Below are 1,844 nucleotides of genomic sequence, written 5' to 3'. Positions count from 1 at the left end.
TGCGAGCACATCCCACAACTGCTCTGGATCATCGCGAACGGTCGTCTGCATCCAGTCGAATCGAGGGGATTCGAGGTGTCTGGGTGGGGTGATCATTGGTCTGTAGCCCCCGTGTTACTGTCGGGGGCTTCTCGGGCGTCGTGAGCGGCCTGCGCACCCTCCAATCGTGCGACAGCGCCGAGGAATGCATCTTGCAGGCGCTGCGCCTCGGGAACCAGCGCTTCGAGCTTGCTGATTGCCGCGAGCGCCATGGCCTCATCGAGCTGGGACCGCTGCGCGAGAGCCGCCTCGAACGCCTCGACCGTCTGGCGAAGCATCGGGCGGAACTGCTCAAGAATGCCGCGGAGCTCGGCGGAGCGATTGAGCCCTTCGAGCCTGGCGAGGCGGTCGAGCAGGTCAACGTCAACGCGAGGAAGGGTGACCGTGACCCTCAGCAAATCGTCGTCGTGTGTGATCATGTGCCAATTGTATGAGCATACAACCCCCGTCAGTGTATGACACGCTGTCGAATCCATGCGTCTAGAACGGCTGGGGACAGGGGAGTTATCCAGCAGAGCCGATCCGAGACCCGTTGCGTCTAAGTCCTGCCGAATCTCGCTAGCCGCATGGAGCTTCCAGCCGAGACAGTCCGATATGCCCCAGCCGTCACCGAATGCACACAGGCACTCTCCGACTTCGAGCGATGCCAGAGAGCCGGGCGGCGGCCGGCGCTCCGGGGCGACGCTCCGCGACCGCCTCCGGTGCGCCCGTCCGTCACCCGGTGGCCCTGGCGTTCGTTCGTATCCGGCGTGTGTCTATGCCGCTTCGTAGTCGCTGAAAGCTCCGAACGAGCCACAACGGCCACACATCCACGCGTCAGACGACGGTGAGCAGAATTCGAGCAGCTCGGCGGCGCGCTTGCGCGATTCGAGGTCGCGTAACTCGAACGCGACGTAGTCGAGCCGTCCCCAGACGATCATGACCGACCCGCAATCTGTGCAGTCCGGTCGGAGCATCCGTCGTAGTTCATGCGGCATCATGTGCCATCCCCATCCCCTCTGAAACCAGCAGATCGAGCACGGATTCCCACGATCCCTCGACCTCGATAGCTTTCTGCAGCGTCGGCCCGTACTGCCGCGCCAAGTTGCGAATCGCTCGCATGTAGTCCGGCTCGCGTCGAAGCTGCATCGTGATCGGCTGCACATCGACACCCATAGCAGCGGCAGCGAGATCGCGAGTCCATCGAGCCATGCCCCAGGCTTCGACCGGCCCTATGGACGCCGAGAGCAGCCGAGCACGTTGCCCAGTCGGGCGGATCTGGGACTCGAGGCGAAACCAGTGCTCTGAGGCGCCGTGTCCCTGCTGCTGCTCGAACTTGCCCTTTTCGTAGAGGCGGACACGCACACGTGACGACGGAGCGCCGAGATAGGTCGTGCGGGAGCGGACTCCCTGCCGAGTGCTTTCTACGCTGGTCACCGTGATACGGGACGCCTCAGCAAGTTCGAGCATGACGGCGCGCAGACGGTCGTAGCCCCCCTCCTCATCGAAGTCCTGTGCGGTGTCCATGCGCGTGACTTCATGCACCGGCCAAGCGCCCCGAACGACGGGCACGACATCATCACTTGCCGCGCCCGTAGCGATGACGTGCGGGGAGCCGTTCGAGCCGCCGTAGAGAACACGAGCGAGCGTTTCGCCGTCCCGCTTGATGAGCTTCGAGCGCTCATAGCCGTTGAGGCCGCGCGCATCCTCTAGCTCGCCTCCCAGAGTGCCTGCGAGCACATCCCACAACTGCTCTGGATCATCGCGAACGGTCGTCTGCATCCAGTCGAATCGAGGGGATTCGAGGTGTCTGGGTGGGGTGATCA

3 protein-coding genes are annotated in these 1,844 nt (G+C 63.7%); all 3 read right to left on the bottom strand.

The features are described 5' to 3' along the window. Positions 1 to 92 precede the first annotated feature (92 nt). Positions 93 to 458: a ribbon-helix-helix protein, CopG family gene (locus tag ACWIDW_RS14815; protein ID WP_454126016.1), complete on the bottom strand. Its 366-nt coding sequence runs from the start codon at positions 456 to 458 to the stop codon at positions 93 to 95. 336 nt (positions 459 to 794) lie between these two features. Next, complete coding sequence (locus tag ACWIDW_RS14810) at positions 795 to 959, bottom strand: hypothetical protein (protein ID WP_454126015.1); 165 nt, start codon at positions 957 to 959, stop codon at positions 795 to 797. 46 nt (positions 960 to 1,005) lie between these two features. Next, the coding region (locus tag ACWIDW_RS14805) for a hypothetical protein (protein WP_454126014.1) at positions 1,006 to 1,844 on the bottom strand (839 nt) is incomplete at its 5' end.

The organism is Microbacterium sp. NPDC055312 (assembly GCF_053645675.1).
The sequence above is the reverse complement of the archived record's forward strand: the minus strand, read 5'-3'. Positions and strand labels throughout refer to the sequence as shown.